The sequence below is a fragment of the Reinekea forsetii genome (assembly GCF_002795845.1).
GTDB lineage: Bacteria > Pseudomonadota > Gammaproteobacteria > Pseudomonadales > Natronospirillaceae > Reinekea > Reinekea forsetii.
Genome location: NZ_CP011797.1, coordinates 3250890 through 3275972, shown reverse-complemented (window position 1 = coordinate 3275972; position 25083 = coordinate 3250890). Strand labels below are relative to the sequence as shown.

The 25083-nt window shown below is 54.9% G+C and carries 28 protein-coding genes; 15 read left to right on the top strand and 13 right to left on the bottom strand.

All coding sequences use genetic code 11. From position 1 onward, the window contains the following. Window positions 1-65 precede the first annotated feature (65 nt). Window positions 66-557, bottom strand: a complete 492-nt coding sequence (locus REIFOR_RS15020; protein ID WP_100258334.1) for a TIGR00645 family protein — start codon at window positions 555-557, stop codon at window positions 66-68. A gap of 137 nt (window positions 558-694) precedes the next feature. Beyond that, window positions 695-1552 carry a DUF3530 family protein gene (locus tag REIFOR_RS15015; RefSeq protein ID WP_100258333.1) on the bottom strand — a complete coding sequence of 286 codons (858 nt, stop codon included), beginning with the start codon at window positions 1550-1552 and terminating at the stop codon, window positions 695-697. A 68-nt stretch (window positions 1553-1620) separates the two neighbouring features. Here REIFOR_RS15015 and rpe point away from each other — a divergent pair, with 68 nt between their 5' ends. The 4 genes from rpe to REIFOR_RS14995 all read left to right on the top strand — a co-directional run bounded on the left by rpe (window position 1621) and on the right by REIFOR_RS14995 (window position 5038). Further along, on the top strand, window positions 1621-2292 hold the full coding sequence (gene rpe, locus REIFOR_RS15010) for a ribulose-phosphate 3-epimerase (protein ID WP_100258332.1): 672 nt from the start codon (window positions 1621-1623) through the stop codon (window positions 2290-2292). 85 nt (window positions 2293-2377) lie between these two features. Next, window positions 2378-3208, top strand: a complete 831-nt coding sequence (locus REIFOR_RS15005; RefSeq protein WP_158524408.1) for a Cof-type HAD-IIB family hydrolase — start codon at window positions 2378-2380, stop codon at window positions 3206-3208. A gap of 75 nt (window positions 3209-3283) precedes the next feature. After that, complete coding sequence (locus REIFOR_RS15000; protein ID WP_100258330.1) at window positions 3284-4192, top strand: DMT family transporter; 909 nt, start codon at window positions 3284-3286, stop codon at window positions 4190-4192. A gap of 96 nt (window positions 4193-4288) precedes the next feature. Continuing rightward, on the top strand, window positions 4289-5038 hold the full coding sequence (locus tag REIFOR_RS14995; RefSeq protein WP_100258329.1) for a hypothetical protein: 750 nt from the start codon (window positions 4289-4291) through the stop codon (window positions 5036-5038). A gap of 14 nt (window positions 5039-5052) precedes the next feature. On the opposite strand, the gene REIFOR_RS14990 is transcribed toward REIFOR_RS14995, so the two are convergent. The 5 genes from REIFOR_RS14990 to REIFOR_RS14970 form a co-directional block, all read right to left on the bottom strand. Continuing rightward, window positions 5053-5265, bottom strand: a complete 213-nt coding sequence (locus tag REIFOR_RS14990; RefSeq protein ID WP_162495508.1) for a VF530 family protein — start codon at window positions 5263-5265, stop codon at window positions 5053-5055. After that, the gene (locus tag REIFOR_RS14985) at window positions 5258-5536 is read right to left on the bottom strand and encodes an RNA recognition motif domain-containing protein (protein ID WP_100258327.1); all 279 of its coding nucleotides are present in this window, start codon (window positions 5534-5536) and stop codon (window positions 5258-5260) included. The genes REIFOR_RS14990 and REIFOR_RS14985 overlap by 8 nt, the downstream gene beginning before the upstream one ends. 142 nt (window positions 5537-5678) lie before the next feature. Beyond that, entirely contained in the window at window positions 5679-6149 is a 471-nt protein-coding gene (locus REIFOR_RS14980) for a GNAT family N-acetyltransferase (RefSeq protein ID WP_100258326.1), read from the bottom strand. 23 nt (window positions 6150-6172) lie between these two features. Continuing rightward, a complete protein-coding gene (locus REIFOR_RS14975; protein WP_100258325.1) occupies window positions 6173-7366 on the bottom strand; it encodes an AGE family epimerase/isomerase in 1194 nt (397 codons plus the stop codon). A gap of 66 nt (window positions 7367-7432) precedes the next feature. Continuing rightward, window positions 7433-8389: a carbohydrate kinase family protein gene (locus REIFOR_RS14970; protein WP_100258324.1), complete on the bottom strand. Its 957-nt coding sequence runs from the start codon at window positions 8387-8389 to the stop codon at window positions 7433-7435. A 210-nt stretch (window positions 8390-8599) separates the two neighbouring features. Here REIFOR_RS14970 and REIFOR_RS14965 point away from each other — a divergent pair, with 210 nt between their 5' ends. Continuing rightward, window positions 8600-9982, top strand: a complete 1383-nt coding sequence (locus REIFOR_RS14965; RefSeq protein WP_100258323.1) for an L-serine ammonia-lyase — start codon at window positions 8600-8602, stop codon at window positions 9980-9982. A gap of 11 nt (window positions 9983-9993) precedes the next feature. Here the strand turns inward: REIFOR_RS14965 and REIFOR_RS14960 are convergent, their stop codons facing one another. After that, entirely contained in the window at window positions 9994-10905 is a 912-nt protein-coding gene (locus REIFOR_RS14960; protein WP_100258322.1) for a hypothetical protein, read from the bottom strand. Window positions 10906-11153: 248 nt separating this feature from the next. Here REIFOR_RS14960 and REIFOR_RS14955 point away from each other — a divergent pair, with 248 nt between their 5' ends. From REIFOR_RS14955 to nusB, 6 genes are all read left to right on the top strand, one after another. After that, on the top strand, window positions 11154-11471 hold the full coding sequence (locus REIFOR_RS14955) for a c-type cytochrome (RefSeq protein WP_100258321.1): 318 nt from the start codon (window positions 11154-11156) through the stop codon (window positions 11469-11471). 406 nt (window positions 11472-11877) lie between these two features. Continuing rightward, entirely contained in the window at window positions 11878-12333 is a 456-nt protein-coding gene (gene nrdR / locus REIFOR_RS14950) for a transcriptional regulator NrdR (RefSeq protein WP_100258320.1), read from the top strand. Beyond that, complete coding sequence (gene ribD, locus REIFOR_RS14945; protein WP_227003702.1) at window positions 12330-13433, top strand: bifunctional diaminohydroxyphosphoribosylaminopyrimidine deaminase/5-amino-6-(5-phosphoribosylamino)uracil reductase RibD; 1104 nt, start codon at window positions 12330-12332, stop codon at window positions 13431-13433. Before nrdR ends, ribD begins: the two co-directional genes overlap by 4 nt. Window positions 13434-13559: 126 nt before the next feature. Then, the gene (gene ribBA, locus REIFOR_RS14940) at window positions 13560-14675 is read left to right on the top strand and encodes a bifunctional 3,4-dihydroxy-2-butanone-4-phosphate synthase/GTP cyclohydrolase II (RefSeq protein ID WP_100258319.1); all 1116 of its coding nucleotides are present in this window, start codon (window positions 13560-13562) and stop codon (window positions 14673-14675) included. Between the two features lie 58 nt (window positions 14676-14733). After that, window positions 14734-15222: a 6,7-dimethyl-8-ribityllumazine synthase gene (ribH, locus tag REIFOR_RS14935; protein WP_100258318.1), complete on the top strand. Its 489-nt coding sequence runs from the start codon at window positions 14734-14736 to the stop codon at window positions 15220-15222. Next, entirely contained in the window at window positions 15219-15674 is a 456-nt protein-coding gene (gene nusB / locus REIFOR_RS14930; protein WP_100258317.1) for a transcription antitermination factor NusB, read from the top strand. The genes ribH and nusB overlap by 4 nt, the downstream gene beginning before the upstream one ends. A gap of 73 nt (window positions 15675-15747) precedes the next feature. Here nusB and REIFOR_RS14925 read toward each other — a convergent pair whose 3' ends face one another. The 5 genes from REIFOR_RS14925 to REIFOR_RS14905 all read right to left on the bottom strand — a co-directional run bounded on the left by REIFOR_RS14925 (window position 15748) and on the right by REIFOR_RS14905 (window position 21374). Further along, a complete protein-coding gene (locus REIFOR_RS14925) occupies window positions 15748-16770 on the bottom strand; it encodes a peptide ABC transporter ATP-binding protein (RefSeq protein ID WP_100258316.1) in 1023 nt (340 codons plus the stop codon). Beyond that, the gene (gene dppD, locus REIFOR_RS14920; protein ID WP_100258315.1) at window positions 16767-17747 is read right to left on the bottom strand and encodes a dipeptide ABC transporter ATP-binding protein; all 981 of its coding nucleotides are present in this window, start codon (window positions 17745-17747) and stop codon (window positions 16767-16769) included. Before dppD ends, REIFOR_RS14925 begins: the two co-directional genes overlap by 4 nt. 8 nt (window positions 17748-17755) lie before the next feature. Continuing rightward, complete coding sequence (gene dppC, locus REIFOR_RS14915) at window positions 17756-18676, bottom strand: dipeptide ABC transporter permease DppC (RefSeq protein ID WP_100258314.1); 921 nt, start codon at window positions 18674-18676, stop codon at window positions 17756-17758. A gap of 8 nt (window positions 18677-18684) precedes the next feature. After that, a complete protein-coding gene (locus tag REIFOR_RS14910) occupies window positions 18685-19695 on the bottom strand; it encodes an ABC transporter permease subunit (protein ID WP_100258313.1) in 1011 nt (336 codons plus the stop codon). 83 nt (window positions 19696-19778) lie between these two features. After that, on the bottom strand, window positions 19779-21374 hold the full coding sequence (locus tag REIFOR_RS14905; RefSeq protein ID WP_100258312.1) for an ABC transporter substrate-binding protein: 1596 nt from the start codon (window positions 21372-21374) through the stop codon (window positions 19779-19781). Window positions 21375-21826: 452 nt separating this feature from the next. Here REIFOR_RS14905 and REIFOR_RS14900 point away from each other — a divergent pair, with 452 nt between their 5' ends. From REIFOR_RS14900 to REIFOR_RS14885, 4 genes are all read left to right on the top strand, one after another. Continuing rightward, complete coding sequence (locus REIFOR_RS14900) at window positions 21827-22600, top strand: ABC transporter ATP-binding protein (RefSeq protein WP_100258311.1); 774 nt, start codon at window positions 21827-21829, stop codon at window positions 22598-22600. Between the two features lie 138 nt (window positions 22601-22738). Beyond that, window positions 22739-23491: a transporter substrate-binding domain-containing protein gene (locus REIFOR_RS14895; RefSeq protein WP_100258310.1), complete on the top strand. Its 753-nt coding sequence runs from the start codon at window positions 22739-22741 to the stop codon at window positions 23489-23491. 160 nt (window positions 23492-23651) lie between these two features. After that, on the top strand, window positions 23652-24359 hold the full coding sequence (locus REIFOR_RS14890; RefSeq protein WP_100258309.1) for an ABC transporter permease: 708 nt from the start codon (window positions 23652-23654) through the stop codon (window positions 24357-24359). A 3-nt stretch (window positions 24360-24362) separates the two neighbouring features. Then, window positions 24363-25064: an ABC transporter permease gene (locus tag REIFOR_RS14885; protein WP_100258308.1), complete on the top strand. Its 702-nt coding sequence runs from the start codon at window positions 24363-24365 to the stop codon at window positions 25062-25064. Window positions 25065-25083: the final 19 nt, after the last annotated feature.

Here is a 25083-nt window from a genome sequence, read left to right as displayed (position 1 = left end):
ATCGCGCCCCCGGCTAGGACCCTGTAAGTCGCCTGCGTGCCATGCTGCCTAGCCAGTGCGGAAGTTTATTTGGCGTGCAAGAGTCGATCGAGATAGCCCATGGCAAAGGCTGAGAGTACAAAGGTGATGTGAATAAGCAGATACCAGAGGATCTTCTCATTGTCGATATTGCTTACATTCATAAAGACTTTGAGCAGATGGATCGACGATATTGCCACGATTGAGGCGGCGACCTTGTTTTTCAGGCTACCGTGATCCATCCGGCCGAGCCAGGATAGTTTCTCGCTGTCCTCATCTATATCCAATTTGGACACGAAGTTTTCGTAACCGGAAAACATCACCATGACCACCAAGCCGCCAACCAGCGTCAGATCGATAAGCGATAGTATGACCAGAATAAGGTCGACTTCGTTAATCGAAAAGACAATTGGAAAGACATGAACGACTTCCTGGAAAAATTTAATGGCCAAGGCCACCAAGATCAGGCTGAGGCCAAGATACACGGGGGCCATTATCCAGCGTGAAGCATACATCAGTCGTTCGATAAAACGTTCCATAGCCAGTTCCAGTTCCAGTAAGAGTTAAAACTGAAGAATATAGCATGCAAGCTGAGCCGTCATGAATTAGTCATCACTTTGAGGTAGGTCTTGGCGAAATATTTGGTTAGAAGCTTGGCGGGGCATCTGTTGAGGGCCTAACCGCCAGCCAGTATCTCCTCACCCCCGGCATGCGTGCGCAACCAACCCCAAATGCGCCGCGTTGAGCGATCGATGGCCGGTGCGCCATAGAAACCATGGCGACTGGCATCGTGTATCTGCAGGTAGTCTGGGTGTTTGGCGCGGGCTGCCGCCGCCTTACGTTGCCGGGCCGCTCTATCCTGGGCCGGCTCATTGCCCATATAGAGGTCCAGAATCGGAATGCTCAGCCGGCCAACATAGTCGGCCAGATCGGGTCTAAGGGCGGGTGCCTGAAAGAGGATCAAGGCATAACCTAGGGCCTCTTCGGGCGGCATCCGCTCGGCCAGATAGCGACTTGCCCAATAGGCGCCAGAGCCATAACCGAGCACAGCAATATTATAGTTGCCCTGCTCATTGAGTTGTTGAATACCACTGGTGATACGCGCCATAACCCGCTCTTGCCATTGCTCATCGGTTTCCACCAGCAACTCCGGGGCCGAATCTGCGGCCACCGGTTGCCAAGCGATGGCGTCTCGTTGCGGGGTAGGTAGCGGGATCGACAGGGTACTCCAACCGACCACCGGCAAATAGGTTCGGCTCTGTTGCAACAGAAAAGGATAATCCGGTGTGTGACCGGCATCGTGTAATATCAGCAACCCGCCTTCAGGGGATCCCGTTTCCTGCTCCATGCTAAGGGCGAAAAAGCGTTCAGACGGGGTGCTAAGTTCGATTACCTGATCGCCTTGGAGGCTGTTCTGATAGTGTCTGGGCAGCTCTTGATTGCGCTGCAGACCTGCCATAGGGTCGGTCTCTGCGAACGCCATGGCATTCGCTGCGAGCAGCCCAACTAAAAATAAACTCCACTTAACGGTCATTGGAAATTGACCTCACCTTGAGACTCACTAGAATGGTCGCTCCTTTATGCCGCCGAGGCCGCCCTTCGATGTCTAATTTTGTCATAGCTCCATCCATTTTGTCCGCCAACTTCGCCCGTTTGGGAGACGATGTGGATCATGTCCTCGCGGCCGGTGCCGACTGGGTGCATTTTGATGTAATGGACAATCACTATGTGCCCAATCTGACCATCGGCCCGATGGTCTGTCACGCCTTGAGAAAGCACGGCGTTACCGCGCCAATCGATGTGCATCTCATGGTCTCCCCAGTAGATCGGCTGATTGGCGATTTTATTGAGGCCGGCGCGTCAATGATTACCTTTCATCCGGAAGCCAGCGAGCATATCGACCGCTCTTTGCAGCTGATAAAAGATGCCGGTTTACAGGCTGGCCTGGTGTTTAATCCGGCGACGCCGCTGCATTATCTGGATTACGTGATGGACAAGATCGATATGATTCTGATCATGTCGGTCAATCCGGGTTTTGGCGGGCAATCCTTTTTGCCATCGACGCTCGACAAGCTTCAAGCGGCCCGAGCACGGATCGACGCCAGTGGCCGGCCAATCCGGCTTGAAGTGGATGGCGGCGTCAAGGTTGACAATATCCGCGCCATCGCCGAGGCCGGTGCCGATACCTTTGTCGCCGGTTCGGCCATTTTTAACGCCGACGATTACCAAACAGAAATTGCCAAAATGCGCGCCGAGCTGGCACTGGCGCGCTAGCTCTCAGCCATTCATCGTACGCTCTGCAACGTCCTCGCCTGCGCGAGGCGGGCGTTGCGCTCAGTCAAATAGTAAGGACGACCCCGTGGAAGAATTATTGGTTTTTGATCTCGATGGTACCCTGCTCGATCCGTTCGAAAAACTTTCGGCGGTAACCCGTAAGGCGCTGTCCGAATTGGATCGGTTGGGTGTTAACTGGACCATCGCGACCGGTCGTATGCCCCACGGTGCGCGCGAGTCCTTGCCCGATGTGCATTTTAACCATCCTCAGGTGTACAAAAACGGCGTATTGCTCTGGGATCTGAATGCCGACAAAATCATCAGTAAAATGCCCATGGACCAAGCAGAGGTTATCGAAGTCTGCACAAGGTTGCATCAGCACGGCATTAATCCCTGGATCAATACCATCGACCACGAAGATATCATCGGTGCCATTATTGCCGGTGTCTCGACGCCAAGAGAGAAGAAGTGGGTCGATTTTTTAAATTCCAAGGACATTACCGTACAACAACAGCCCGACTTTTCCGATATTCGCGACCATGTCTTGAATATCTTTGCCGCAACCGATAATCCGGCCGTATTGGGTATGGCCGAAGCGCTGGCCGATTTGCCTGGCGTGGCGGTGTTTGCCGGTCATGACATGTATCACAGCGGCGGCTATTGGATGGATATTCACCATGCCGGCGGCACCAAGGGCGACGCGGTTAAAATTATTCAAAAACAGCTGGGGGCACGCAAAATGATCTGCTTCGGCGACTCCGATAACGATCTATCGATGTTTCACCTGGCGGACGAGAGTTATGCCATGGGGCAAGGCCTGGACGAACTCAAGGCCATCGCCACCGCCACCATCGGCTCCAATGTGGATGACGGTATTGCCCATTTTCTTGCCGCTCGCTATGGCTTCGAGCTTTAGTTAGGGCCAAATCAGCAACCCTAGCGTTATCACCCTGCACGCCAGCCGGCGTGCACAGCACACCTGAGGTAAACCATGAACACCACCCTGCGTGCCCATTTGGCACTGTTACTGGCGATGATCCTGTGGGGCAGTTCCTTTATTGCCTTAAAGATTACGGTCAATGAAATGTCGCCGATGATCGTTGTCTTTTTACGGATGGCCATCGGCACCGTGGCCTTTCTGGTGGTCTGGCCCTGGCTGCGCCATGGCTTTGTCTATCAGAGTGGTGACTGGAAGTTTTTGCTTGGCATGGTGCTGTTTGAACCCTGCCTCTATTTTCTTTTTGAATCGCAGGCGCTGCGCTATACCAGTGCCGGTCAAGCGGGCATGGTGACCGCCATGCTGCCCCTGATGGTGGCCATTGCGGCCTATTTTTTCCTCGGTGAGCGCAATAATCTGAAGCAGTGGTTCGGGTTTCTCATCGCCGTGGCCGGGGTAATCGCGATGACCCTGACGGGTGACAACTCCGCTCAAGCACCCAATGCCATCCTCGGGAATTTTCTCGAGTTCCTCGCCATGGTCATGGCGGTTGGCTACACCCTGTTGGTCAAGCACCTGGTGAAACGCTATTCCGCCTTTGTCTTAACCGCGCTGCAAAGTTTTTCTGGGGCCATCTTCTATCTGCCGCTCGCGCTGTTATCGGATTGGCCCAGCCAGATTTCGCTCTCGACCATGGGCTGGTTGCTCTATCTCGGCCTGGTGGTTACCTTAGGCGCCTACGGTCTGTATAACTTCTCCCTAGGCTTTGTAAAGGCTTCGACGGCGGCCGGCTATGCCAATCTGCTGCCGGTCTTTACGCTGTTATTTTCCATGTTGATCCTAGGCGAGCGATTGACGCTGATCCAGTGGATCGCTATTTGCGTGGTCTTCGTCGGTGTTTATCTCAGCTACGAGCGGCGCTCGATTATCCCCAAAGAAGTTCCGCCCGGCATCACCGGCTAGGCGGCAGTTAGGTCTTCAAAACTGTGCGCTTGCACTCAGAATTGATCTCGCTCCACTGGCATCCTGTTTTTATTGAGTCGGTCAGGGGGGCGGGGCATGAAGAGAGCGATCGTAAGTTGGGTTGCGCCATGGCTATTGGTCGGCTGCAATCTATTGCTCGAGCCACCCCAGGAGGCGTCGCAGGCTTCTGCCAGCGGCGCCAGTCAAACCAACCCAACGGGTGGAGCGCTCATCACCTCCTTGAACGTTACCGCCGGCACCACACCCAATGGCGACTTCCCGGTTGCCGCTCGGGTCCAGATGCGCGCCGTCGTCGGGTCTCAATACGAGCTGCGCCTCAATGGCGAGTTACTCGAAAGTGGCAATATGCCGACCGAGGCTGTCGTGGCTGGCCCGTTCTCAGGCCTCACCAGCAACGATAATATCCGCCAAACCTACCTGACCTTTGCCCAGGCCGGCGCCAATGTTGTCGAATTAACCATTATCAAGGACGGACAACGTGACAGCACTGAACTCAGCCTGGACATCGGCAACCAGTGTTCTGGGCTCAATGAGAATTTTTTTGCCAATCAGGTACAGAGCAGCTTCAATAGCTGTACCGGTTGCCATACTGAGCAACCGGACAACAGCTCGTTTGCGGCACTAAAACGTTGGGACAAGATTCGCGCTGCATCAGAGCGATATTTCGTCGCCCACGTCGCGGCCCAGTTCGATGCTTGGCCACAGGCCGTCGGCGGGGCATTGGTGCACTCGGGCGGGGAACGCTGGGTGCCGGGATCGGCAGAGCATCTGCGCGCAATAGAGCTGTTGTATCGGATGGCCAGCGATTTCAGTTGCCCCGCCTAAAAGCCCGATAACGCCTAGGCTTGATCTAAGCTGGCAATATAGAGCTCTTCGACCTTGGTGCGCGCCCAAGGCGTTTTGCGCAGGAACTTCAGGCTCGATGCAATACTGGGGTCATCGGTAAAGCAGCGGATATTGATCCGTTGCCCCAATTCTTCGAAACCATAGCGGGCCTCTAGTAGCGTCACTATGGTTTTCAGGCTAATGCCCTCTAATGGGTCCTTACTCATCGGCCGGACGCGCCTCAGGGGCGTCAACTGGCTTGTCGATGGCGCGTTTGACGCGAATCGCTCGACCGTCCACCTGGGCATTATTGAGCTGATGGATGGCCTTCTTGGCATCGATAGCCTTGGGCATTTCAACAAAACCAAAGCCCTTGTGTTGCCCGGTCTTAACATCATTGATGAGGGTGCAATACTGTACCTGACCAAAGGCTTCGAACATGCCTTGCAGCGTTGCCTCGGTGGTGACCTTGCTTAAATTACGTACCAATATTTTCATGCGGAAGTCCTAAAGAGTGGCGTGGGCAGGCCAGCCCGGTTAATTGAAGGGCCTATTGTCGGACACTGTTACCCAGTATAGCGATTTCGGTCCGCTTACGCGCATACCATTAAGCCTAGTCGATAAATGGCTGCGCAGCCTGCTACGCCGAGGTTGGCAGTGTGGCCTCGGGAAGGTTTTTTTTGAGCCAATAGAGAGTATGACCGGGAGGGTAGTTGTCGAGCTGGCCACTCACCTGGTAACCCAAGTTCTGGTAGAAAGTTGGTGCCTGAAAACTGAAGGTCGTGACCTTCGCCCATTGGCATTTGCGCGCGATAGCAGCGGTCTCGGCTTCGAGCAACAGCAGGCTGCCCAGACCATTGTGGCGATGCGCCTCGGTGACCCAGAGGTAATCGATCGACAGCCAGCCCCAAAAGGTTTCCCCAACCAGGCCGGCGATAATCTGCTTGTTTTGGTCAAGCGCATAGACATCGAGCGGTCGCCCACCTTTGGAGCGCATTTCTTTGTGCCAAGACGACTGCCCATCATTGTAGGCGCGCAGCGCCAGTAACACCTTTTCTCGGCGCTTGGCATGAGCCCGGTGATCGATCAAAATCTGTAGGTCATCGGTCATGCTCTGGCCTCCTATCCTCTGATTCAGTCTTGGAATACTTCGCGCAGTACCAGTTCGCAGGCACCTAAGGTGTGGTAATCACACTTAGCCCCAGCGGCACTCTTGATGTCGCTCTGCTTACTGTTGTCGGCATTGAGTACCCGATACCAGGCGCCGTGCTGATGATCGATAAAGTGCGCCCAGCTGTATTGCCACAGTTGATCGTAACAACGCCAGTATTTTTCGTCACCGGTGGCCTTCGCCAACAGGGCGGCCGCGGCGAAACTTTCCGCCTGGACCCAAAAATACTTATCGTCATCACAGATTGCGCCGTCAAGGTCGAAGCCATAAAAGAGGCCACCGTTTTGCTCGTCCCAGGCTATTGCCCAAGCCCGATCGAACAACTCTTGTGCGCGCGCCAGCAGCCAAGCTTCGGGCCGGTGTTTGTGAACCATCAATAAGAGCTTGGTCCATTCGGTCTGGTGACCGGGCTGAAACCCCCAGGGTCGATAGAGGTTCTTGGCGTCGTCCCGGTTGTAGTCCCAATCGATCGACAGATCGGCGTTAAAGTGTTCCCAGATCAGACCATTGGACTTACCCGCCTGTTCGACGGCGATCTTGTGGGCCAACTGATAGGCGCGATCCAAAAACTGCTCATCCAAGGTCGCCTCATAGGCCAGGATCAGGGCTTCACAGCAGTGCATGTTGGCGTTCTGACCACGATAACTGGACACCGTCTGCCAATCGGCGGAAATCTCATCGGCATAGAGACCTATATCGGCCTGCCAGAAATGTTGCTCTAACAGCGACCAGGTGTGATAGACATCGGCCCGGGCGCTCTCATCCCCAGCCTTTAAGACCGTGGCAAACGCCAGTAAGACAAAGGCCAGGCCGTAACATTGGTTGGTCTCGTCGGTAGGCCCGTTCTTATCTAAGGTCCAGCTATAGCCTTGTCGATCATTCTGCCAATGGGTGGCGCGCAGATAGTCCAGTCCGTGGTGCCAGAGATGCTGGTATTCGGCGCGGTCAAATAGGGCGTCAGCCTTGATATAGTTAAAGATCATCCGGCAAGAACTGACCAGATGCTTTTTGTCGCCGTCAAAGGCGACCCCGGAATCGAGAAAGTTCTGCTGAAACCCGCCCATGCTATCTTTTATATTTGGCTGATAAAAATCGAGGATGGTTTGGATATGGGCCGTTAAAAATTCAGCACTGCGGAACTTGGGTGCTTGCGACATGGGGTGTACTCCGATTTTTTTAAGCCCTCGACAAGGCACCGTGCCCGATCGAGAGCAAGATATTGGTCAGTCTTCTGGCGCTAGATCATCGAGCGTGGGCAAGGCCGTAAAGGCGCCCTGACGGGCCACGGTAAAGGCTCCGCATTTACTGGCAAAGAGCACCAACTCTTCGAGCTTCTCCTGATCGCCCAGGGTCTTGCGGATATCACCCTGCTCGCTTAAGGCAAACAGAAAACCACCGGTAAAGGCATCACCGGCGGCCGTGGTATCGACGACGGTGGTCTGCGGCGGGGTAATTTCAGAATATACGCCCTTGGCCAGAACCTTGATGGTATTGCCGCCATCGGTGATCAAGACGGTTTTAACGCCTTGCGCGATGGCCGCCTGTACGAAGGCTTTTTCGCCGGCCGGCTCGAGATAATCGAGTTCGTCTTTGGACACTTTAATCAGATCGACCTGGCTAAAGCAGTCGGTAACCGCCTTTATGTCGGCTTGGCCATTGGGCCATAGATTGTGGCGCAAATTAACGTCAAAACTGACCAAGCAGCCTTGATGACGGGCCTTGGTGATGGCCACGCGAGTGGTCTCGGCAATCGCCGTGTCGGTCAGGGTATTGGAACAGAAATGGAAGATATCGGTATCGATGAACCAGCGGTCTTTCACATCGAGCGGGGTGAGCAGCAGGTCGGCGGTGTTGGTGCGGAAAAACTCAAACGACCGCTCACCCTGATCATCGAGAAAGACGAAGGCCAATGCCGTTTTGGCACTCGGGTGCAAGACCAGGTTTGTGGTGTCGACCTGGTAATCTTCCAATGCCTGCTTAATAAATAGGCCAAAGGTGTCGTTACCCACCTGGCCGGCAAATGCCGCTTCGCCGCCGAGCTTGCTGATTGCGACGGCCACATTGGCCGGTGCGCCACCTGGAAATTGACGGAATTCGGGTATGCGAATGGGTCCTTCCTGTTTGGCGCCGGTGTTTAAAAAATCGATCAGGGCTTCGCCGAAGCAGGTAACTGTACCCATTGTTGTGTCTCCAGGTGTGTTAGATAGTGTGTCGAAAGGTGATGCGCAGTGTACCGTGGGATTTTTATACTGAACAGGCCTTAAGGCTTATAAAAGCCTGTGTAAATCATTTAGGCCAGCGCTGACGCTGGTTATTTTGACCTAAAAGTTGCCATTTCGCCAAGCTTGCGCGAGGGTGCAAGCACTCTAAAAATAAAAACTGGTGACCCTGTGCAACCCTTTTCCGTACTCGATCTATTTAAAGTGGGTATTGGCCCATCCTCGTCTCATACCCTGGGGCCCATGCGGGCTGCCGGCCGCTTTGTCGACGGTCTGACGCAGCAGAATCTGCTCGCCAGGGTGGCGCATGTACGGGTCAATCTCTATGGCTCACTGGCCCTAACCGGCATCGGTCATAGCACCGACAAGGCCATTATTCTTGGCCTGCAGGGCCTGGATGCGGCCACCATCGAGCCGGACTTGGCTGAACAGCTGTTCCAAGCAACGCGGGTCAAAAGCGAGCTGTTCTTAGCCGGGCACCGGCTGATCCCATTTAATGTTAGTGACAGTATCCGCTTTATGGGCGATATCTTTTTACCCGAGCATCCCAATGGCATGCGCTTCAGTGCCCTGGATGTCGCCGGCATCGAGCTGTTGGCCGAAACCTGGTATTCGGTTGGTGGGGGGGCCATTGCCAATGAGCTGGCGAAAAACTCGGCCCAGCGCGATCTGTTGCAGGAGTTCCCCGATCCTCGGCTCTATCCATTTCGCAATGGCGATGAGTTACTGCACCAGTGCACCGGGCACCACCTAAGCATTGCCGAGGTCATTCGCGACAACGAAATGGCTCTATTGGCTACTCCGGCATCACTCCTGGTCTGGGTCGATTCGATCAGTCAAACCATGTTGAGTTGTATGCAGCGGGGCATGAGTTTGGAGGGAGCCTTACCCGGTGGCATTAAGGTGCAGCGGCGCGCCAGTCGCATGGCGCAAGCGCTGCGTCAACGGCCAAACGATGATCTAAGCGCAATAGATTGGGTTACCGTTTATGCCCTCGCGGTGAATGAGGAGAACGCCGCCGGTGGCCGCGTGGTAACCGCCCCCACCAATGGCTCTGCCGGCGTGATTCCGGCGGTGATGGGCTATCTGAAATACCATCGTGAGGATCTGCTGGCCAACTGGTTGCAAACCTTTTTACTGACCTGTGCCGGCATCGGTTGGCTGTACAAACGCAATGCCTCAATCTCGGCGGCCGAGATGGGCTGCCAAGGTGAGATCGGCGTCGCCAGTTCGATGGCTGCAGCCGGCATGGCCGCAGTCTTGGGCGGCACCCCGGAGCAAGTTGAACACGCCGCTGAAATTGCCATGGAACATCATCTGGGCATGACCTGTGACCCGGTTGCTGGGTTGGTTCAGGTGCCGTGCATCGAACGCAATGCCTTCGGCGCGGTCAAGGCTATGCAAGCGGCCCGGATGGCCCTGAGCGAGCCGGGCGACCATTGTGTGTCACTGGATGAGTGTATCGAAACGATGCGTCAAACCGGCGAAGATATGACCAGCAAATACAAGGAGACCGCCCAAGGCGGCCTCGCGGTCAATGTTGTGGTCTGTTAGGCCCAGAGGCGTTAGTTTTCCACCACCAGGGTGCTCGGCCGAGCGAAGCAGTAGTCGGCCCCATCGCTCTCGCTAAAGGCAAAGTCGCTGGTCACGTCCCGGCCATCGTTGCTGTCAGCATCGATAGCCTTTAGGCTTGTGATATAGCTGCGCAGCACAGAGCTATCGCTTGCGGCCAAGGCGGCCACGGTAGTGGCGCCACTGTGGTCGGCACTGTAGATATAGTCGAGCATGGTGCCGGTGCGTGGTGCCGTCAGCGCGCTGGCATCGACCTTGGCGAGAAAGCTGGTACGCCGGGTGGTTAGGTTGCCGGCATCTAGGTCGAAAGCGGCGCTGGCATCGCCGGCGTTGTGGCAGTTAACGCAGTTCTCGGCGAGCACCGGATTGATATAATCGCTGTAATAAAGATAGCTAGTCTGGCAACCGGGTACGGTAAAGCGAATATCATCGAACAGATAGGAGACGCTGTTGCCGTTTGGCCAAATCACGTCAAAGTCGAGTATCAGACGATAGTCGCCAGGGTTGTCTGCCTGCAGACGCGCGTCTTCACCGGTGGCCAAGTTATTGAAAAATTGGCTATCGTTAATGCCCGACACCATGCTTTCGATAAGGTCATCGATCACCTTGGGCGCCGAGAGACCGCGTGTATAGGTGGGCACGATGCCGTCCTTGGAGCGGCGGCTGAGGGCGGTAAAATCGACCGTTACCAGTGCAGTCCAGTCGTCGTCTTCACTGTTGGCGGGTGTGTTATCCCGATAGACCACCGAATAGGCCGGCGCGTCGATCGGATCGAAGACTTCTTTAGTGGTATTGGGGTCCCAAAACTGGTCGCCGACCCGCGAGTTGGTCTCCGGCCCACAGCCAAGCAGTGAGACTACTACTAAGCCGACGCCAAGCCGGTTAATACAAGAGTGTTTTGTCATGGCTGATCATTCAAATTTGAATAGGGAAAAACAATAGTAGAGAATCTGGGCGTCAATATATTGAACAGGGTCTAATTTTCACCACTTGGCGAGCAAAAAATAACTGCCCTATTTGGGCATTATTTGACCCTATTGAGGTTTTTATCATCAGACTGACAAATATATGTAGCAATTTTGGCCCGAGAGTGGCAAAACAGCCGTATAAATCTATTCATCCTTTCAATAATAGAAACCTTTGGAGCAACACTATGAAAAAGTTAGCCATTACTTTATTCACCGGCCTCATGGTCAGTGGCGCGATGGGCGCCGATATCGCCGCTGGCAAAGCCAGTTCCATGATGTGTGCCGCATGCCACGGTGCCAACGGCATTGCCATTGTGCCGATGTATCCAAATTTGGCCGGCCAGAACGCGGCCTATTTGGAATCGGCTTTGAAAGCCTATAAGTCACAAGAACGCAAGGGCGGCAGCGCCGCTATGATGTGGGGCATGGCCGCCTCACTGAATGATGAGTCTATCGCGAACTTGGCGGCTTACTATTCCAGCCTGAGCCCGACTGGCAAGTAATTCCCGCCCCACCGAAATGGCGCCCACCTGTGGGCGCCATACATCCACAAAAGCTGTGGATAACTTTGGGGGTAACCCTTGAGCAAATGCCTTCAAGCCCCACCCTTCCTGCCTTAGTGCAATCTGCACGATTTCTGAACGTCTTCGCCACAATGCCCAGAAATAAAGGGTTTGAGTAATTTTCAAGTGTTTTATGTTAGGTCGGTTAAAGTTTTTTGCTTGCTTTTGCCGAACGAAGCGAAAATGTGCATAACCGAAACCTGTTGACCCTTTGTTTTACCGGTGCGGCCCTAAAGTCAAGTGTTTATCATGGCAATGTTCAAGGTTCAAACGCAGTTTGGCTATTATCTTTGCCAGCCTTTTCGCATTACACTAAGCCCCTGTAAATAGCGCTAGGGTTCCCATTATGCATTGCCCCTTCTGTAACGCCCATGACACCAAGGTCATCGACTCGCGCCTGGTCGCTGAAGGCGAGCAGGTGCGCCGTCGTCGAGAGTGTAATAGCTGCGGAGAACGGTATACCACCTATGAAACCGCCGAGCTGGTGATGCCGCGCGTGATTAAACAGAACGGTAATCGCGAACCCTTCGATGAAAACAAGTTACGTTCCGGTCTCCTGCGCTCGCTGGAAAAACGTCCGGTTTCGGTCGAAGCTATCGAAGCGGCCTTGACCCGCATTAAGCAGACGCTGCGCGGCACCGGTGAGCGGGAATTGCCCTCGCGCCAGCTGGGTGAATTTGTTATGGCGGAGCTGCGCCTGCTCGACCCCGTCGCCTACGTGCGCTTCGCGTCGGTGTATCGCAGCTTTCAGGATCTCAACGAGTTTCGCAGTGAAATCGATCGACTGGAGAAAGACGATTGAGCGAGCCATTGCCCGCCCGCGATGCCTTCTGGATGGCCGAGGCCCTCAAGCTGGCCGAACAGGGGCGCACCACCACCACGCCCAACCCGAATGTCGGCTGTGTGATCGTGAAAGACGATCAGCTGATCGGCGCCGGCTACCATCAGCGTGCCGGTGGCCCGCACGCCGAAGTGCATGCGCTGCTGCAAGCCGGGTCGGCGGCGACCGGCGCGACCGCGTACGTCACGCTCGAACCCTGTAGCCATCAGGGCAAAACCCCACCTTGTGCCGATGCCCTGATTGCCGCCGGCGTGGCGCGCGTAGTCTGTGCCCTGGTGGACCCGAATCCGCAAGTTGCCGGCAAAGGTTTGGCGGCGTTGCGTGCCGCGGGCATTGCCACCGAACACGGTGTTTTGGCCAGCGCGGCAGAGCAGTTAAATCTGGGTTTCCTCAAGCGCATGCGCACTGGCCGGCCGCGCGTGATCGTCAAACTGGCCGCCAGCTTAGATGGTGCAACCGCCATGGCCAGTGGCGAGAGTCAATGGATTACCGGACCTGAGGCGCGCGCCGATGTGCAGCGCTGGCGCGCCCAGTCCTGCGCTATCTTGACCGGTGTCGATACGGTGCTTGCCGATGACCCGGCGCTGACCGTGCGCTTGCCCGACTGCAGTCGCCAACCGCTGCGTCTGGTGCTCGACAGCCACGGACGAATTCCGCTCGATGCGCAACTCTTGCGTATGCCCGGCACAACCCTGGTGTTGCATGGCGAGCATCTGGCGGCCGAACGGGTTGCCGCGCTGCAACAGGCGGGCTATCGCCCCGTGGGGTTGCCCCTAGTCGACAACCGGATCGATTTGAATGCACTGCTCGACTGGGCCGGGCACGAGCAGCTCAATCAGCTTTGGGTTGAGGCTGGAGCAACCCTGGCCGGTGCCCTGATCGGGTCGGGCAACACCGATGAAGTGATGCTCTATCAGGCACCCCTATTTCTCGGCGCGCAAACGCGCCCGATGCTGGCCAATCAATGGCACAGCCTGGCCGATGGCGTGCGCTTCTCGGTGCTCGATAGGCGCATGATCGGCCAGGATGTTCGGATGCGCTTACGGCCAATTCACGATTAGCGGGCTAATTAGCCCGTTTTTGCTTGAATTTGCACCAATTAGCTCCATAATCCGCACAGTTTTCATAAACAGTATCCGATTGGCCGCGGTGGCCCGTCGAAACCCCATCTGGTAAAGGTAGAATCCGTGTCGTTAAACAGTACCGAGGAAATTATCGAAGATATCCGCCAGGGCAAAATGGTGGTTTTGTTAGACGATGAAGACCGAGAAAATGAGGGTGATTTGATTGTCGCCGCCGAGAAGGTGACCCCGGAAATCATCAACTTCATGGCCTCCAAGGCACGTGGGCTGATCTGCCTGACGCTGACCGGTGAACGCTGTGAGTTTCTAGGTCTGCCACCCATGGTACCGAGTAATCAGGCGGCCCATGGCACCCCCTTTACGGTGTCGATCGAAGCCAGTGAAGGCGTCACGACCGGCATTTCAGCGGCCGATCGAGCACGCACTATTCGAGTCGCCGTCGACCCTCTATCGTCACCCGACGATATTGTACAGCCGGGCCATATCTTTCCATTGCGGGCCCAGCCCGGTGGCGTGTTGAGCCGTGCCGGCCATACCGAAGCGGGCTGTGATCTGGCCCGGATGGCCGGCCTGATGCCGGCTGCCGCCATTGTCGAAATCATGAATGACGACGGCACGATGGCCCGACTGCCCGATTTGAAGGTCTTTGCCGAGCTGCATGGCTTGAAGATCGGCACCATCGCCGACCTGATCCATTACCGCATCTTGAACGAACGCACCATTGAACAGGTTGAGGTACAGTGCTTACCGACCAAGGCTGGTGACTTCGATGTACGGGTCTATCGCGACAATATCACCGGTGGCACCCACCTAGCGTTGACCAAGGGCGAGCCCTTTACCGCAGAAGAGCCGACTCTGGTGCGCGTGCACGTTACCTCGACCCTAAAGGATCTGCTTGGTGTCACTGGCGCCGAACGCAAGAGCTGGACCCTTGAAGCGGCCATGCAGGCTGTGGCCGAAGCCGGTTCCGGCGTAGTGGTCTTGCTTGATGTGGAGCAGTCACTCGATGTCGAAACTGAATTGGCACTGCTGTCAGGCAATAACAAACGCGCTAAAAATCCCAATATCGACAAGTACGGCACCTACAATTTCATTGGCACCGGTTCGCAGATATTGCGCGAGCTGGGCATTCAGAAAATGCGCCTATTGAGTTCGCCGATTCGTTTCGGGGGCATTTCAGGCTTTGATCTGGAAGTCGTCGAATTTGTTGAACCCACTTAAGTAGGCAGCGCTGCCGGCACCGAGCGGGCAGGTTCGCACAAAACGCACAGGATTATTTATGACTATTAATACAATTGAAGGTGATTTCTCGGCCAATCAGGGCCGCTACGCCATAGTGGTCACACGCTGGAACAGCTTTGTGGTCGATCATCTGCAGTCCGGTGCTATCGATGCATTGAAGCGTCATGGTATCAGCGACGAACAGATCACCGTGATCAAGGTCCCCGGTGCCTATGAATTGCCGCTGGTTTGCCAGCGTTTGGCCGATACCGGTCAGTACGACGCCCTGATCGCTCTGGGTGCCGTGATTCGAGGTGGGACACCCCATTTTGAATATGTTGCCGGCGAAGCGGCTGGTGGCTTAAACAGCGTAGCCCTGACCTTCGACATTCCCGTGGTATTTGGTGTGCTGACTGTTGACTCGATTGAACAGGCTATTGAGCGCAGTGGTACCAAAGCCGGCAATAAGGGTGCGGAATCAGCGTTGGTGGCCATCGAAATGGTTAACCTCCTGACCCAGATCGGTACGGGAGAGGCAGCAGAATGACGCAGCAAAAAGCCAACCCCGGACAGCGTCGCAAGGCGCGCCGACTGGCGATCCAGGCGCTGTATCAATGGCAGGTCGCGGAAACGCCAGTGACCCAGATCGAAGCGGAGTTTTTAACCGACAACGATATGACCAAGGTCGATAAAGAGTATTTTTGTGAGTTGTTGCGCGGCGTACCCAAGTTTAAATCGGAATTTGACGATCTAATCGGCAAGTATACCGACCGTACCAACAGCCAGATGACGCCGATCGAATTGGCCATTCTGCGCATCGGTACCTATGAACTGATCCATCGCATCGATGTGCCCTACAAGGTGGTGATCAATGAGGGTGTCGAGCTATCAAAGATCTTCGGCGCCAACGAAGCACACCGTTTTGTCAACGGTGTGCTCGATCAGCTCGCTCAAGAGCTGCGTATGCCCGAAGTGAAGCATAACAAACAAGAGCCCTAAGATCGCAGCTACCGCCGGTCGAAGACCGGCTGGTGGCCCGCTCAGCCCCCTTCCTGTTTGCCAACCCCTTGTCCTATTCGGTTAAACCTGCGCGGTTTGTTAGATAGTCCAAACGTTGTTCCTCGACCGCGAAACAGGCGACGGCGCTATCGTGCCCGGCTTGATCTAAGGCTGGCGTTTCGTTTTGACAACGGGCGTTGGCGTATTGGCAGCGGCCGTGAAAGGCGCAGCCAGACGGCGGATTCAACGGCGACGGTAGCTCACCCGGCAGACGGATCTTCTCAATCCGATTGGCCGGATCGATACGCGGTGTCGACGAGAGCAGGGCGCGGGTATAGGGATGCTGAGGCCGGTTAAAAATCTGTTCGGTGGTGCCACTTTCCACCACCTTACCCAGATACATCACCAGCACATCATCGGCTATGTGTTCGACCACACTGAGATCGTGGGAAATAAAGACATAGGCCAGACCAAATTCCTGCTGCAGGTCCATCATCAGATTTAACACCTGCGCCTGGACCGAGACATCCAAGGCCGACACCGGCTCATCGGCCACCACGACCCGCGGATTCATCATCAGGCCGCGCGCAATAGCGATCCGTTGGCGCTGACCGCCGGAAAACATATGCGGGTAGCGATCGTAATGCTCGGCCTTCAAGCCAACCTTGGCCAACAAAGACAGCGCCCGTTCCTTGCGTTCGGCGGCGCCGACATTGGTATTGATCACCAGTGGCTCTTCGAGGATCTGGCCAACCTTTTTGCGCGGATTGAGCGAGCCATAGGGGTTCTGGAAGATAATCTGGATACGTTGCCGAGCCAAGCGCTTCTCCGCCGGGCTTAGGCTGAGAATATCCTGACCGTCGAAGGTCAGGGTGCCGGCCGTCGGACTTTCGATTAGGGTCAGTTGGCGCGCCAGGCTTGACTTGCCGCAGCCGGACTCACCGACCACGGCCAGGGTTTTGCCGGCCTGAACGCTGAAATCGACACCATCGACGGCCTTTACGATGCCTTTGGGTTTAAAGGCGCCGAGACTGATTTCATAATGTTGTTTCAGGCCCTTACCGGCCAGCATGGGGCCCTGTTCACGGTCGGTCATTGGGCCACCTCTGGGGTTGCGCCGAGCGGGATAAAACAGCGCACGGCATGGTTTTGGCTGGTAATCAATTCCGGCTCTTCTGTCCGGCAGCGATCCATAGCATAGGGGCAGCGCGGATTTAATAGGCAGCCATTGGGTCGATCATTCGCACCGGGCACGACGCCCGCCAAGGCATTGAGCCGGGCCTGGCCTTTGCCGGATTCGGGCAACGATTTCATCAGCGCTTCGGTGTAAGGATGTTGCGGATTGCGAAACACCTCACTGGCTGGCCCCATCTCCACCACTTGGCCAGCGTAGAGTACCACCACGCGATCGGCCGATTCGGCGACCAGCGCCAGATCGTGGGTAATCAGGATCAGACCCATATTTTTTTTGCGCTGCAGTTCGAGCAACAGGTCGATGATTTGGGCCTGAATGGTAACATCGAGCGCCGTGGTCGGTTCATCGGCGATCAACAGCTTGGGATCGCAGGCGATCGCCATGGCAATCATAACGCGTTGACTCATGCCACCTGAGAGCTGATGCGGATAGGAGCCAATGCGCGATTCCGGCGCCGGTATGCCGACCTGGCGCAGCAATTCGATGGTCTTGAGCCGACGTTCCTTCTTAGAGCCACCCTGGTGTACTGCGATGGCTTCCATAATTTGGTTGCCGACGGTAAAACAGGGGTTGAGCGCGGTCATCGGGTCCTGAAAGATCATCGCGATCTGATCGCCGGTTATCTTGCGTCGGGCCCGATCGGACATCGCGCTCAAATCTTGGCCTTCAAACTCAAGCTGTTGCGCCGACACCTTGCCGGGGAAGTCGATCAGACCCATCAGCGCTAAAGAGCTAACCGACTTGCCCGAGCCAGACTCGCCAACAATACCCAGCACTTCGCCCGCTTCCACGGTGTAACTGAGTCGATCGACGGCCCGAAAGGGGCGCTCTTTGGTGCCGAAGGTAACCGATAATTCTTGTACAGATAACAAACTCATACGGCAGCCTATTGTTTCAGTTTGGGGTCGAGGGCATCACGCAAGCCATCACCCATTAGATTAAAGGCCAACACCGTGGTCAGGATGGCCAAGCCTGGGAAGGTCACCACCCACCAAGCACTCTGAATAAATTCCCGCGCGGTGGCGAGCATAGTGCCCCATTCCGGTAGCGGCGGTTGGGCGCCCAGGCCGAGAAAACCGAGTGCGGCCATATCCAAGATGGCATTGGAAAAGCCTAGGGTGGCCTGCACGATCAGCGGGGCCAAGCAATTGGGTAGGATGGTAATAAACATCAGACGCCATGCACTGGCGCCGGCGACGCTGGAGGCGACGACATAGTCGCGATGCCGCTCGGCCAAGACCGACGCCCGGGTCAGGCGGACATAGTGCGGTAAATAGACCAAGGACAAGGCCAGAGCAGCATTGACGATGCTCGGTCCGAGTACCGCTACCACCGCAATCGCCAGCAGCAGGGCCGGCAAGGATTGCAGTATATCGCTCAGGCGCATAATAGTGGTATCGAGCAGGCCGCCGAAGTAACCCGCGATGAGGCCAAAGCAGATGCCGAGTACCAGTGAGATGCTGACAATCACCAGGCCGATAAAGAGCGAGAGACGAGCGCCGTGCATTAGCCGAGACAATATATCGCGCCCAACCCCATCGGTGCCGAGCAGAAATTGCATCTGGCCGCCGTCGGAAAAGGCCGGCGGGGTAAGAATAAAGTCGCGAAACTGTTCGGTGGAAGAGTGCGGTGCCAGCAGATCGGCCAGCAGGGCAATCGAGACCACAAAGCAGATATAGGCGAAGCCGATCACGGCGCCCTTATTTTGTTTGAAGTAGAACCAGAACTCGGCCCATGGCGCACGCGGCGCCGGGGCGGTCGATACCGATTGGTGTGGGACTGTGGTGGTTGGATCAGCCTGTGTCATGACGACTCCTATTTGCTGTGTCGTACACGTGGATTGATGATGCCATAGGTCAGGTCGACCAACAGATTGACGACAATCACGATGCTCGCAATCATCAACAGACCGCCTTGAACCACTGGATAGTCGCGCCGGCCGATCGCCTCGATTAACCATTTGCCGATGCCGGGCCAGGCAAAGATGGTCTCGGTTAGGATGGCACCACTGAGCAGGGTACCAACCTGCAGCCCGATCACGGTCACGACCGGAATCAAGGCATTGCGCAAGGCGTGCTTCATGGTGACCCGAAAGGGCGACAGGCCTTTGGCACGGGCGGTGCGAATATAGTCCTCGCCGAGCACTTCGAGCATGGAGGATCGGGTCATCCGAGCGATCACCGCCATCGGGATGGTGCCCAAGACGATACTGGGCAGCACCAGGTGCGCTGCGGCAGATTTCACCGCGCCTGCTTCACCCGACAACCAAGCGTCGATCAGCATAAAACCGGTCACCTCATCGACCCAATAGAGCACATCGATGCGACCCGCGACAGGGGTCAGGTCGAGGTTGATCGAGACCAAGAGTATTAACAGCAGGCCCCACCAAAAGATCGGCATCGAATAGCCGGTCAATGAGATGGTCATTACGCTGTGATCGAAGAAACTGCCGCGTTTGGTGGCTGCGATAATGCCCAGCGGCAAGCCGATCGATAGGGCAAATAGGGCGGCAAAGAATGATAGTTCGATTGTGGCCGGGAAGAGGGTTAAAAACTCATCCAAGACCGGTTCGCGGGTGATAAAGGAAGTGCCTAAATTACCCTGCAAGACATTGCCAACGTAGACAAAATACTGTTGCCAAAGCGGCTTATCCAAGCCCAGCATGGCGGTGATCTCGGCGGTCTGTTCAGCCGAAAATCCACGTTCGCCACCCATTACCGTAACGGGATTGCCTGGAATCATGTGGATAAGCGAAAAAGTGAGTATGGAGACGCCAACAAAGGTTGGAATGACCATGGTCAAGCGACGGAGAATAAATTGAAACATGAGAGATCCTGAACGGAAAAAAGACGACGCCGGCAGACAGTCTGCAGGCGCCGTTTAGTTTGCTATAGAGCAAAGCCGGATGGTTACTCGGCTAGATCAACACTGTAGAAATCGTGAGCACCGAATGGGCTCATCTTGTAACCGGTGACTTCTTTGCGCATCGGTTCAAATACCACCGAGTGGGCAACAGTGATCCATGGCGCGTCTTCCTTGAAGATAACCTGAGCTTCTTCATAGAGCGAGGTGCGGACAGCGATGTCTGCAGTGACCTTGGCTTCTTCGATCAAACCCTGGAATTCCTGGTTGCACCAGGACGCGATGTTACCACCGCCGGAATCACAGCCTAAGAGTACATAAAGGAAGTTATCCGGATCACCATTGTCGCCCGTCCAGCCCAACATGGCCGTCTGGTGCTCACCCTTCTTAGTGCGCTCTAGGTACTCAGCCCATTCGTATGAGACGATATTAGCCGTCACACCGATTTTGGCCCAATCTTCCTGCATCATTTCCGCCATTCGACGGGCATTCGGATTGTATGGACGCTGCACTGGCATAGCCCAAATGTCGGTTTCAAAACCGTTCGGGAAGCCCGCTTCGCTTAACAAAGCCTTGGCCTCTAATGGATCGTAAGCGTAGTCAACAACGTTGTCGTTGTAAGACCACATAGTTGGTGGAATTGGGTTCTTGGCAACCGCACCGGCACCCTGATAAACCGCTTCTAAGATGGCTTCTTTGTTAGTTGCCATGTTCAATGCCTGACGCACTAATTGGTTGTCGAATGGGGCTTTTTGGACGTTAAACGCCAAGTAACCGACGTTAAGACCATTGGACTCCAATACCGTGATGTCGCTGTCTTGCTTCATCGCCGCTACGTCAGCCGGATTCGGGTACGGCATCATATGACACTCGCCTTTCTGCAACTTGGCATAGCGTACGCTGGCGTCTGGGGTGATGGAGAACACCAGGCGATCCAGAGCAGACTTACCTTCCCAATAGGCGTTGTGGGCAACATACCGGATGACCGAATCTTTCTTATACTGCGCCAGGATGAACGGGCCAGTGCCGATGGGCGTCTTATCGAACTGTTCAGGTGTTCCGGCTGACATCATGGCATCGGCGTATTCAGACGAGTTAATGGACGCAAAATCCATCGCCATGTTGGCCAGGAAGGTTGCATCGGCTGAATTCAGATTAAAGCGCACTGAATAGTCATTCAGTTTTTCGACCGAGGCGATGATGTTGGCCATATCCATGTAGCCGAAGTAGGCATATGACTTACCGCTGACAGCATGGTACGGGTGGCTCTCCTTCAGCTGACGGTTGATGCTGAACAGCACGTCGTCGGCGTTAAAGTCACGCGAGGCACGGAAATCATTGCGTTGGTGGAATTTCACACCCTTGCGCAGATTAAAGGTATAGGTTTTGCCATCGTCTGACACGGTCCAGCTCTCGGCCAGGCCCGGCACGATATTGGTGGCGCCCCGCTCGAACTCTACCAGACGGTTGAATAAGGTTTTTGCGGAGGCATCAAAGGTGGTGCCGGAGGAGTAAAATGCCGGGTTGAAACCTTCGGGGCTCGCCTCAGAGCAATACACAAAGGTTTTCGGTGCGGCCATAGCGCCAGCTGCAAGGGTCGCAGCTAGGGTTGCGGTGGCGAATAGAGATATGCTTTTGTTCATCAGTAGAGTGCTCCTTTGAGTCGTCTGCAATTTATGCAGAAGCGACATCATTGAGTTTAAGGCTTGCGTAAAAGCGTGATACGCGCCTCTTTTTTTATTTGGCAAGACTGTATTGCAGTTTGCCGGCTGAGTGCGAACACAATAGTGCAGGCGAATCCGGAGGGCAAGATGTGAAATGGATCCAACTGAATATTTTGTCCAAGCGCGCAGCTTTTTTATACCCCTGCGTATCGTTATGACGTGGCACGGGGAACCGTTGCAGGGTTCATGGTGCCGAGCTCAAATGACCTAAACAACAGCATCAGATGTCGCACAGGCAAAAATGCCGGGTGATATTGTGGTTTACAATTCATGCTAAGATTGGTCAGAATGACTGATAGAAAAACAATAACAGCCCTAAAGACTAAGTTTCCCTTACCCGGGCTGATCTTAGGCATAAAGAGGAAAGCCCCATGGCAGTAGACGCCCCGGCGTTAGTGACGACCGACATCCACAAACAGTTCGGTGACCATGAGGTGCTTAAGGGTATCTCGATGCGCGCTCACAAAGGGGACGTGATCTCACTGATAGGCTCTTCGGGCTCGGGTAAGTCGACCTTTTTGCGCTGCATCAATCTACTCGAAGTGCCCACGTCGGGCGATATTCAGGTACACGGCGAGACGATCGAGTTCAAAACCGATAAGCGCGGATTGCGTGTGCCGGCCAATATTCGCCAAGTCGAGCAGATTCGGGCTCGGCTGGCCATGGTGTTCCAAAGCTTTAACCTCTGGTCGCATATGACCGTGATGGAAAATATTATTGAAGCGCCGATCAATGTTCTCGGCATCAGCAAGGCCGAGGCTATTGAGCGGGCGGAGGAGCACTTAAACCGAGTCGGTCTATTCGATCGCCGGGACTATTATCCCGCCCATCTGTCTGGTGGCCAGCAACAACGTGCCGCCATCGCCCGCGCCTTGGCGATGAACCCAACGGTTATGTTGTTCGATGAGCCGACCTCGGCACTCGACCCAGAATTGGTCGGTGAAGTCCTCAAGGTGATGCGCGGCCTAGCTGAAGAAGGCCGTACCATGATCGTCGTGACCCATGAGATGTCCTTCGCTCGGGACGTCTCCAACCATGTAGTCTATCTGCATGAGGGGCGTATCGAGGAGCAGGGTAACCCGCAAGACGTCTTTGCCAACCCCAGTTCCGAGCGTATGAAACAGTTTCTTTCACCCAAATACTAGCGGTTAGTGGTAGAGTGAAAAAAAGAAGGTCTGGCCTCTTTTGGCCAGGCCGATGCAGTACCCCGATCTATCCGGTTTACACAAAAAAGAACAGAGCCCTAAGGCTCGACTCAGACACATAATGACGGAGCACACACAATGAAAAAAACGCTTTTAGCCCTGGCAACTGTATTGGCTGTTGTTTCAGCCGTTGACGCAAAAGATTGGGACTCCATTCGAGTCGGTGTCGATGCGCCTTATCCACCGTTTGAATATAAGGCACCGGACGGCAGCCTGACCGGTTTTGAAATTGAGCTGGGCGACAAGGTCTGTATGGAAGTGACCGGTAAGGCATGTGATTGGATTATCCAAGCATGGGACGGCATTATTCCTGGCCTGCTAGCCCGTAAATACGACATGATCTTCTCTTCTATGTCGATCAACGCCGAGCGCCAGAAGCGCGTCCTGTTTACGCCGGGCTATTACACCACACCGTCGGCCTTCTTCTCATCGACCAACTTTGACCCAACCAACTCAGCCGGTAAGCGTGTCGGTGTGCAGCGTGCAACAGTGCAAGACACCTACGTGACTGAATTTGTTACCGACGCCGAAGTGGTCCGTTACACCACGGCCGACGACATGATCGTCGATATCAAAGGCGGCCGTTTGGACGCGATGTTTATCGACGCGCCAGTGGGCATGGAAATGCTCGGTGAAGGTTCTGATGTGGTTCAGGTGGGCGAAATGATGAAAGATCCGGTGCGCATCTTCGGTGAAGGCGCCGGTGCTGCGTTCCGTAAGCGTGATGTCGATCTGCAAGCAGCCGTTGCCAAGGCACTGGATAAGCTCAAGCAAGATGGTACCTATGACGAAATAATGTACCGTTATTTCAGCTATAGCATCAAAATGTAATAGCGACTGTGCCCCCTTCCTGCACGAGCAGGTCGCGGGGCGCTGTTTTTACAGCCCCAATCTATTCAGTTTTGTTACGCTCTCTATTAATTGTTGATCCTAAACAGTCAATACAGAGCGGAATACTCATGTCTGCAGAGCGCTATAGAGAGAACCATTGATGTTTGACTTTCAAGGTTATGGCCCCGGTATTTTCGGTGGCGCAATTCTAACCATTGAACTGGCGCTGTTGTCGCTGGTGTTGGCTTTCATTCTCGGCCTATTTGGCGCCTTGGGTAGAATGTCGAATAATAGACTGGCCAAGGGTGTTTCAATCTTTTACACCACCCTGATTCGCGGCGTACCCGACTTGGTCTGGATGATGTTGCTGTTTTACGGCGGCCAGATCATGGTCAATGCCTTCTTCGATATGCTCTACAATGTGTCCGACGGGCAGATCGACATCTTCCTGCCCTTTAACGAATTCACCTCCGGCGTTCTGACCATCGGCTTTATCTTTGGGGCCTATATGTCAGAGACCTTTCGCGGTGCCATTATGGCTGTCGACGTGGGCCAGATTGAAGCCGGGAAAGCCTATGGAATGAGTTCGATGAAGGTCTTTCGGCGGATTTTGTTTCCGCAGATGATGCGCCACGCCATACCCGGTTTGGCCAACAATTGGCAGGTGCTACTCAAGACCACGGCTCTGGTCAGTGTCATTGGTCTGGCCGATATGGTCCGCTTGGCCAGTGAAGCGTCGAAGAGCACCGGTCAACCCTTTAAGTTTTTATTGCCGGCGGCCCTGGTCTATTTAGCCATATCGGCCCTGTCGGATCTGGTGTTCAAACATTTGAATGTGCGCTACAGCGCCGGCCTGGAGAGGGGATAGATAATGATTGAATCGGCCATTTCAATTTTCAGTAATCCCGAGACCTGGTATCACTACTGGGACGGACTTGTCACCACGGTTCAGCTGGTGTTCCTCTCGCTCTTGGTAGGCGGCCTATTGGCGGTGCCCTTGGCGATTATGCGCACCTCGAAAAACCGCTTTATCAATTGGCCCGTTTGGTTCTTTACCTACATATTCCGTGGCACGCCGTTATTGATTCAGCTCTATATGATCTACTACGGTGTGACCCTGATCGAGGGTTTCCAGGACTCTATCTGGTGGGTGATTTTCGAGGGGGCTTTCTATCCCGCCTTGATCGCTTTTGCCTTGAACACCGCCGCTTACACCACCGAAATCTTCCGCGGCGCCATAGAAGCAACCCCGCGCGGTGAGATCGAGGCCGCCAAGGCCTATGGCATGAGCTGGGCCAAGCGAATGCGCCGGATCATACTGCCGAGCGCCTTTCGTCGAGCCATTCCTGCTTACAGCAACGAGGTGATCTTTATGCTGCATGCCAGCTCGATCGCCTCGCTGGTCACCTTGATAGATCTGTTGGGCGCGGCGCGCGATATTTACGCGCGCTACTACGCCCCGTTCGAAGCCTTTATTTCCATTGGTCTGGTCTACCTCTGTATTACCTTTGGCATACTGGCCATCTTTAAACAGATTGAAAAGAGAATGTTGGGGCACTTGCAGCCCCGATAGTCCAGGCCACTATTTTTCG

What these genes read in the sequence shown, in the direction of transcription:
- REIFOR_RS15020 (WP_100258334.1), bottom strand. Translation starts at nt 557, where the DNA reads ATGGAACGTTTTATCGAACGACTGATGTATGCTTCACGCTGGATAATG.
- REIFOR_RS15015 (WP_100258333.1), bottom strand. Translation starts at nt 1,552, where the DNA reads ATGACCGTTAAGTGGAGTTTATTTTTAGTTGGGCTGCTCGCAGCGAAT.
- rpe (WP_100258332.1), top strand. Translation starts at nt 1,621, where the DNA reads ATGTCTAATTTTGTCATAGCTCCATCCATTTTGTCCGCCAACTTCGCC.
- REIFOR_RS15000 (WP_100258330.1), top strand. Translation starts at nt 3,284, where the DNA reads ATGAACACCACCCTGCGTGCCCATTTGGCACTGTTACTGGCGATGATC.
- REIFOR_RS14995 (WP_100258329.1), top strand. Translation starts at nt 4,289, where the DNA reads ATGAAGAGAGCGATCGTAAGTTGGGTTGCGCCATGGCTATTGGTCGGC.
- REIFOR_RS14990 (WP_162495508.1), bottom strand. Translation starts at nt 5,265, where the DNA reads ATGAGTAAGGACCCATTAGAGGGCATTAGCCTGAAAACCATAGTGACG.
- REIFOR_RS14985 (WP_100258327.1), bottom strand. Translation starts at nt 5,536, where the DNA reads ATGAAAATATTGGTACGTAATTTAAGCAAGGTCACCACCGAGGCAACG.
- REIFOR_RS14980 (WP_100258326.1), bottom strand. Translation starts at nt 6,149, where the DNA reads ATGACCGATGACCTACAGATTTTGATCGATCACCGGGCTCATGCCAAG.
- REIFOR_RS14975 (WP_100258325.1), bottom strand. Translation starts at nt 7,366, where the DNA reads ATGTCGCAAGCACCCAAGTTCCGCAGTGCTGAATTTTTAACGGCCCAT.
- REIFOR_RS14970 (WP_100258324.1), bottom strand. Translation starts at nt 8,389, where the DNA reads ATGGGTACAGTTACCTGCTTCGGCGAAGCCCTGATCGATTTTTTAAAC.
- REIFOR_RS14960 (WP_100258322.1), bottom strand. Translation starts at nt 10,905, where the DNA reads ATGACAAAACACTCTTGTATTAACCGGCTTGGCGTCGGCTTAGTAGTA.
- REIFOR_RS14955 (WP_100258321.1), top strand. Translation starts at nt 11,154, where the DNA reads ATGAAAAAGTTAGCCATTACTTTATTCACCGGCCTCATGGTCAGTGGC.
- nrdR (WP_100258320.1), top strand. Translation starts at nt 11,878, where the DNA reads ATGCATTGCCCCTTCTGTAACGCCCATGACACCAAGGTCATCGACTCG.
- ribH (WP_100258318.1), top strand. Translation starts at nt 14,734, where the DNA reads ATGACTATTAATACAATTGAAGGTGATTTCTCGGCCAATCAGGGCCGC.
- nusB (WP_100258317.1), top strand. Translation starts at nt 15,219, where the DNA reads ATGACGCAGCAAAAAGCCAACCCCGGACAGCGTCGCAAGGCGCGCCGA.
- REIFOR_RS14925 (WP_100258316.1), bottom strand. Translation starts at nt 16,770, where the DNA reads ATGACCGACCGTGAACAGGGCCCCATGCTGGCCGGTAAGGGCCTGAAA.
- dppD (WP_100258315.1), bottom strand. Translation starts at nt 17,747, where the DNA reads ATGAGTTTGTTATCTGTACAAGAATTATCGGTTACCTTCGGCACCAAA.
- dppC (WP_100258314.1), bottom strand. Translation starts at nt 18,676, where the DNA reads ATGACACAGGCTGATCCAACCACCACAGTCCCACACCAATCGGTATCG.
- REIFOR_RS14910 (WP_100258313.1), bottom strand. Translation starts at nt 19,695, where the DNA reads ATGTTTCAATTTATTCTCCGTCGCTTGACCATGGTCATTCCAACCTTT.
- REIFOR_RS14905 (WP_100258312.1), bottom strand. Translation starts at nt 21,374, where the DNA reads ATGAACAAAAGCATATCTCTATTCGCCACCGCAACCCTAGCTGCGACC.
- REIFOR_RS14900 (WP_100258311.1), top strand. Translation starts at nt 21,827, where the DNA reads ATGGCAGTAGACGCCCCGGCGTTAGTGACGACCGACATCCACAAACAG.
- REIFOR_RS14895 (WP_100258310.1), top strand. Translation starts at nt 22,739, where the DNA reads ATGAAAAAAACGCTTTTAGCCCTGGCAACTGTATTGGCTGTTGTTTCA.
- REIFOR_RS14890 (WP_100258309.1), top strand. Translation starts at nt 23,652, where the DNA reads ATGTTTGACTTTCAAGGTTATGGCCCCGGTATTTTCGGTGGCGCAATT.
- REIFOR_RS14885 (WP_100258308.1), top strand. Translation starts at nt 24,363, where the DNA reads ATGATTGAATCGGCCATTTCAATTTTCAGTAATCCCGAGACCTGGTAT.